Genomic DNA, 6549 nt, shown 5'->3' with positions numbered 1-6549 from the left:
GCTCTTCACCGAGGGCTGAGAACTCCTGAAAAATCCTGGTATCGTTTCTTCCTCCATGGTTGATTACAGCCCCATGGAACTTCTCTTGGCCTGCGAGAGATTGCCTCATCTGGAAAAACAGGGAACCGTCCGCGCCATGTGCTATCCCCTGATACGCCAATAACCTCACTTCACCCGGTCTTTTCAATTTGTTGTATGGCTGCCAGTTTTGTTGGTTGGGTGTCTGTTCTGCAACAATGAAGGGCCGTCCTTCAAGAGATCCTCTCATGATCGAATGCTTGAGAGCTACCAGATGAGCATCATCATGAGGATTTGGATAGTTGTCCCATGCAGCAAAAGACATATGGGGCATCATGGCAAATTGGTCCAATTTCTTGATGAAGCCAGAAATATTGGTATAGATGGGAAGACCAGGAGTGATGTCCCTGAGTACTTCCGCCTCATTCTCAAAGCAATCAATAGTTGAGGCTGTCATGAACCGCAAGTAATCAAGTTGTACTACTGGGTTAAATCGATAATCATCATTGAGTGCTGTAGGAAGCATGATCTCTGAGAAATCGTATACCGTCCTCCCCCAGAAAGCAGTAACCCATCTTGCATTCAACTCCTCAATTGTCCCGTAGCGTTTCTTGAGATATTGTCGAAACGCTTCCTGACAGTGCTCACAATAGCAGTATGTTCCATACTCATTTGCTATATGCCAGCCAAACAATGCAGGATGGTCTGCATATCGTTCAGCCAACTTTGTGGCTAATGCTTTTGCTTTCTTTCGGTACGATACACTGTTTACGCAGAAAAATGCCCGCATTCCATGCGTACGTTTCCTCCCTTCGATATCCACAGGAAGGATATCGGGATACGCTTGGCTCATCCAGGCAGGCTGGCTCACGGTTGAAGTTGCAAGGATTACCTTAATTCCTGCATCCGCCAAACGGTCGAGAATCGGGTCAAGCCATGCTAGTTCATACACCCCATCCCTGGGCTCCAGTTTTGCCCACGAGAAAACAGGAAAAACCACAGTATTGATATGAGCTTGCTTAAACAGTTGGATATCTTCTTCTAAAACCTTCTCATCCCATTGATCAGGGTTGTAGTCGCCTCCAAACAGGATGAAAGGAAATGAAAACTCTTGCATACGTTACTCCTCAGGAAATGGATGTGTTGATGAACGAACAACCAAGGAAGGTTTGAGTGCAACCATCTTGGTAATACCCTGCTTCGAGACTGGTTGCCTGATATATTCATCAAGAAGTGCCACTGCACTCTGCCCCAGGTCATACTTAGGGGTATCGATTGTAGTAAGTGGAGGGTCGAGCAGCTCTGCCAACCCAATATTATCAAAACCAATTATGGATAGGTCCTCTGGCACCCGTATATCCAACTGCTTACACACCTTCAAAGCATAGGAAGCAATGATATCATTATCTGCAAAAAAGGCAGTAGGACGGTCAAGATGTGTCTGAAAGTACTGCTTGAGTACTTCATACACAGCTTCTCCTCCCTCATTCGTAGAAATTTGGCAAATGTCGTCTGGTGTCAATTCCAAGCCGTACTGATCCATCGCTCGCAGAAAGCCATAATATCTTTCCATGAAGTTGTTTGCGTTGTGTATCACATGCAAGTATCCGATTCGACGATGTCCCAAATCCTTGAGATGCCCTACAGCCTGCATTACCCCTGACTCGTTATGGATGATAACAGCAGGATGGACACACTCCTCTATGTAGGTATCAAGGAGGACCAAAGGCTTGCCGGTCTCCAGCATCGTAATTTGATACTTATCCAACTCTGTCGCAAGAATAAGCATTCCTTCAAATTCCATCTTGGCTAGGTGCTCAGCCTGTTGGGAAAAGTTGTGTTCATCCAGATAAAATATCTTGATACTGAAACCCAGCAGACGCGCTTTCCACTCAACACCTTCAATAATTTGTGAGTATACTTGAGGAAAGAAAGGAGTATGCCGTCTATCTGCACCATGCTTTCGATACACAACAAAGAGCATGGATTTCTGGATACTTGGAGCATATTGTTCCAAAGAAACACCCATTGCTTCAAGTGACTTCTTGACTCTCATGCGAGTCTGCTCACTCAAACCCGGCTTATTGTTGAGAACCAGGGAGACAGTCGCCGGACTTACTCCAATTTTCTTTGCCATGTCTCTAATAGTCATGTATGCGTTACCCCTTCACCGAGCCGACAATCCCTTCAACGAAAGATTTTTGCAATAGGAAGAACACCAAGACGGTCGGTAGTGTGGATACAATAATCCCTATCATCACCATACCATAATCTGGGTTGAACTCGGCCGCCAGATTGGCTACGGCCAAAGGCATCGTATACTTATCATTCGATTGTATGACGATCAACGGCCACAAGTAGTTGTTCCATGTTGCCATGAATACGAAAATGCCAGCAGCAGCATAGGTTGGGCGCATTATTGGAGTATATATCCGAAAGAAAATACTGAACTCACCAAGCCCGTCTACCCGTGCAGCATGGATGGTATCAACAGGAAACGTAACAGAGTTCTGGCGAAAGAAGAAGATGACAAATGGGGTACCAACAGCAGGAAGTATAATCGCCCAGAACGAGTTGATGAGACCAACAGAGGCAAAGAACCGAAACATGGGAATAATCTTTACAGCAAAAGGAACCATCATTGAAGCAATAAGAATCGTAAAGAGTGCATCGCGTTTTCTGCTCGGAAAGAGTATGAATGCATACCCTGCAATACCACAGATCACCAGAGATAGGACCGTAATCACCACAGCGAGAAGCATGGAATTCAGGAATGGAGAAAACAGATCTGCATGGGAGAATGCATTGCGTGCATTTTCAAGAAGATGTGACCCGAAGGTCAGTTTTCCCATGGTAATATCCTTGGTCTGATTGGTCGCACTAGCAATCATCCAATAGAACGGGAAAATGGAGAAAAAAGAAGCAAGGGAGAGAAATACAATCCTGCCTATAGGGGTATGTTTAGCCATAATTACGCTCCTTTCCTCGCTTCTGGACAAGGGTAAAAACCAAGACAATCAACAATACGACATACGAGACAGCCGCTGAATAGCCATAACTTGGTACATAGGTGAAAGAGAGATCATAGATATACTGGGAGATGGAGCGAGTCGCATCGCCAGGCCCTCCATTCGTAAGGTTGACCACCTCATCAAAGATCTGCAGTGTTGAGATCATCGACATAATCATGGTCAAAAAGATGATTGGGCTGAGCATAGGAATGGTGATTCTAAAAAGACTCTGAGAGGGTTTACAACCATCAATACGTGCTGCCTCATGAATCTGGGGATCAATGCCCTGAAGTGCAGCCAGGAAAAAAACCATGAAATATCCGGTATTTCTCCAGATCAATGCAAGGATAATCACTACTTTTGCCCAGACGGGATGTAAAAGGAAAGGTATCGGCTCACTTACCATATGAAGAGTAAGCAGAAGATTGTTCACCACGCCATCAACAGCAAATATACTCCTGAAAAGAATGGCATACGAGACAAGTGAGGTAACACATGGCAGAAAAATACACGTTCGGAAGAATCCTTTGAAGGGAATTCTCTTATCGTTGAGCAAGAGCGCAATAACAAGAGCCAAAAACAACATGATTGGGATGTGGACAACAGCATACAACAGTGTATTCCCCAGTGTAGTCCAAAAGATGGAATCCTGAAATAATCGCGCATAGTTAGCAAATCCTGACCATGTAAGATTCACTCCCTTTCCAGTCTGCAATGAGAGCAGAAATCCCTGTACGATTGGTAGATATCCAAATATTGCAATGAGAATGGTAGCTGGCAATACCATCATCCATCCTGTTTTGTTTTCATGTTTTTCTAGTGAAAGCATTGCATCTCCCTTGCCAAGCATAAGCAGGAAGAACGATGGTTCTTCCTGCCTCGATGTTCTCAATTACGTTACTGTACCTTTTGTGCAAACTGCTTCTCAGCTTCTTTCATGAGCTGGTTGTAATCCTCACCGGCAAGTACACGTGGCGTGACACTTACCAAGGAAGCCTGAGCTTCCGCAGAGAATGCGCCGGTATCAACCGCAGGTATCTTTGCAGCCCACTGTGCCAATTCCTTATTGACTAGTTGCCCACTGTAGTATGGGTTCCCTTCATCATATGCAGGAGCATCGGTTGCAGGTAGATAGGTACCTAAAATGGTCTTATTCCTAAGGAGGGTGTCGTACAATTCCACACTACCAGCGAAGGTATTGGCCATAAAGGCTTCTGCAGCAGATCGATTGGGTGCATTGGCGAGCACAAACCAACTTGAACCACCTTGGTTGGAATACTTCACTGCACCGGGAATATCCATCTTGGGGATTGGTGCAAGAGCCCATTTACCAGCATCATCAGGGTTGTTCATGATTGTGGAGGAAATCCAGCTGCCACGCATGACCGTAGCCACTTCTCCTCCGTTGATAGCCCCCGCAAAGCCACCCCAGTCACTGACAACTTTCGTATAATCTGCTTCATTGAGCTGCTTGAAGATACGATAACACTCTCTCAAGGCATTGTTATCTACAAAGTTTGCATCGCCTTTCTCATCAGTGAACCAAGTGCCTGCGCTCTGAAGCATGATCTGGAATTCAGCAATGTCATTCGGATTATATGTCTGTAGGAGATGTCCCTTCTCTTTCAGTTTAGGACCGAGGGCCAAGTACTGATCCCATGTAAGATTGTCCATGTACTCCTTGGTTACCCCAATTTCTTCCATATAATCGGTGCGGTAGAACAAACCAGTTACACCGGTATCGAAGGGAATACCATACCCAACTCCATCATAGCTGAGCATCTCTTTCTTATACGGAGCAAAATTTGCATAGTCAATTACTGGATCCATAGGAGCAAAAGCACCAGGATAACTCATCAGATACCCTTTTGCGTGCAGATCACTAATCAACACGATATCTGGAAGGTTGTCCTTTGCTCCAGAAGCAAGGATGGTATGGAGCTTCTGCAAGGCAGCTGCCTTTCCCATCTCAACAAATTCTATCTCTACAGAATCATCCAACTTGTCCGCCTCTTGCATGGCGTATCCATTGAATGAGGAATCCCAAGCCCAGACAGTGAGTTTTGCTGGCCCTTCGACGACTACTTCTTCCTCTTTGGCCCCTTGGGCGAAGAGTAAAGAAGAAATAATCAGAATCGAAAGCAAAAGAATAGTTTTTCGTTTCATCTTTTTCATCTCCTTTTCGGTTTGTTAGCAGGATAATTCGTATTTGTTCTGTATCTATCCTTGCTAATGATAGTAAACAAGAAGATGCAACCAGTGTCAACGAATCAAATTATTTCAATTTAAATCATTAATTTTAATATATTTATCTGTTTATAAACATATATAAACAAGACTATTTATTCATGTTTCACAGTACATAACTAATCCTTTTCTTTCGTCTTGCGTAGGAATCCAAAACAAAAGCTATCGAAACAATTGTAGACTCTGACAAAAGAAAAGTTGAATGTTACCTAATGGACGTACGCTATCGTTACTTAGCCTTTTGCAAATAACGATAGTTTTGCATAGAAATCTTCCAGGATAAGTCTGGAGTCGATATTTCGATATACACGGATTGGCCTGTTTAATTTCGTGTGGATGTATTGCATATCTGATCCAATTATTGGAGCCTCCACCCAATCAAAGGCGAATCGGTGCTCGTATAGAAGCAAACCAACTGCAGGGGAATCTCCAAGGACCCAACTCTCTCCTGTTCTGAAAGCACTACCAAGAGGAATTGGCTCATGTGCATGCTCATTCAATTGCTCAAAAAGATACCGACCGATAGCTCCTCTGCAAAACACACGTTCCTGTAGCTCTGCAAACGAAACAGGCATCATCTCATACACATTCTTGGGGACCTGCCACACAGGAATTGGGCTGGAGAAAACTACATTCGCAGCATTGATGTCATTACCCAGATTGAACTCAGGACCACCTGAGGGATAGGCCCCTCCCCCAATCCAGATTGCTGTCAATCGATTGGCGATTCTGGGTTCCTGTAAATATGCTACGGCAAGATCGGTCAAAGGACCAAGAAACAGAACATACAGAGGCCTAGGATCTTCCTTCATCGCTTCTTGCACAATGAGCGACGATCCTTCACTTATGCACCGATCCACCTTCGTGTACATGGGACGGTCTGCACCATGAACACAAAGAGAACCCCAAGGAAGCTGCATTTTTTTGAAAATCATCTCCAGTTCTTCAAAGCTTCGTTGCATACTGTCTTGATGGCGGTCAATCCCGTAGTGGGCAGCAATAAACCCTACATGCTCCAATTTCGGACTGAGTGCAGCATGGACTATTGCAAATTGGTCGTCAGCCTCATTTTTGGCATCGGTGTCAATGATCACCCGAACGAGTTTTTCCTCAGGAACCTCGAAGGCATAGTTGGTGTAGCGCATGATGATACTCCCGTTCTAGCAGACAATCACATTGATTCCAGCACTCTTGAGCTTCTTTGCATACTCACTGTCAATTCCACTGTCAGTAATAAGATGGGTGATTTTATCCACACATCCAAGTGAGGCAA

At 44.6% G+C, this 6549-nt stretch carries 6 protein-coding genes; all 6 read right to left on the bottom strand.

What is annotated here, in order from left to right; genetic code table 11:
* Window positions 1-1135: beta-galactosidase (locus JF818_RS03345; RefSeq protein WP_198890566.1), on the bottom strand; the 1135-nt coding region annotated here is incomplete at its 3' end.
* Window positions 1136-1138: 3 nt separating this feature from the next.
* Complete coding sequence (locus tag JF818_RS03340) at window positions 1139-2155, bottom strand: LacI family DNA-binding transcriptional regulator (RefSeq protein ID WP_198890568.1); 1017 nt, start codon at window positions 2153-2155, stop codon at window positions 1139-1141.
* Between the two features lie 22 nt (window positions 2156-2177).
* Window positions 2178-2987 (bottom strand): carbohydrate ABC transporter permease, encoded by an 810-nt coding sequence (locus tag JF818_RS03335; RefSeq protein ID WP_198890565.1) that lies wholly within the window; start codon window positions 2985-2987, stop codon window positions 2178-2180.
* Window positions 2980-3921, bottom strand: a complete 942-nt coding sequence (locus tag JF818_RS03330; protein ID WP_233065886.1) for a carbohydrate ABC transporter permease — start codon at window positions 3919-3921, stop codon at window positions 2980-2982. Before JF818_RS03330 ends, JF818_RS03335 begins: the two co-directional genes overlap by 8 nt.
* A 5-nt stretch (window positions 3922-3926) precedes the next feature.
* Entirely contained in the window at window positions 3927-5195 is a 1269-nt protein-coding gene (locus JF818_RS03325; protein ID WP_198890564.1) for an ABC transporter substrate-binding protein, read from the bottom strand.
* A 314-nt stretch (window positions 5196-5509) separates the two neighbouring features.
* Complete coding sequence (locus tag JF818_RS03320) at window positions 5510-6421, bottom strand: nucleoside hydrolase (protein WP_198890563.1); 912 nt, start codon at window positions 6419-6421, stop codon at window positions 5510-5512.
* Window positions 6422-6549 lie beyond the last annotated feature (128 nt).

This window comes from Sphaerochaeta sp. S2, assembly GCF_016406725.1.
Classification (GTDB): Bacteria; Spirochaetota; Spirochaetia; order Sphaerochaetales; family Sphaerochaetaceae; genus Sphaerochaeta.
Note: the sequence above shows the minus strand (reverse complement) of the source record. Positions and strands in the feature narration are given on the sequence as shown.

Excerpts from the sequence above, each read along its gene's own strand:
- JF818_RS03340 (WP_198890568.1), bottom strand. The coding sequence starts at position 2,155 with ATGGCAAAGAAAATTGGAGTAAGTCCGGCGACTGTCTCCCTGGTTCTC.
- JF818_RS03335 (WP_198890565.1), bottom strand. The coding sequence starts at position 2,987 with ATGGCTAAACATACCCCTATAGGCAGGATTGTATTTCTCTCCCTTGCT.
- JF818_RS03325 (WP_198890564.1), bottom strand. The coding sequence starts at position 5,195 with ATGAAACGAAAAACTATTCTTTTGCTTTCGATTCTGATTATTTCTTCT.
- JF818_RS03320 (WP_198890563.1), bottom strand. The coding sequence starts at position 6,421 with ATGCGCTACACCAACTATGCCTTCGAGGTTCCTGAGGAAAAACTCGTT.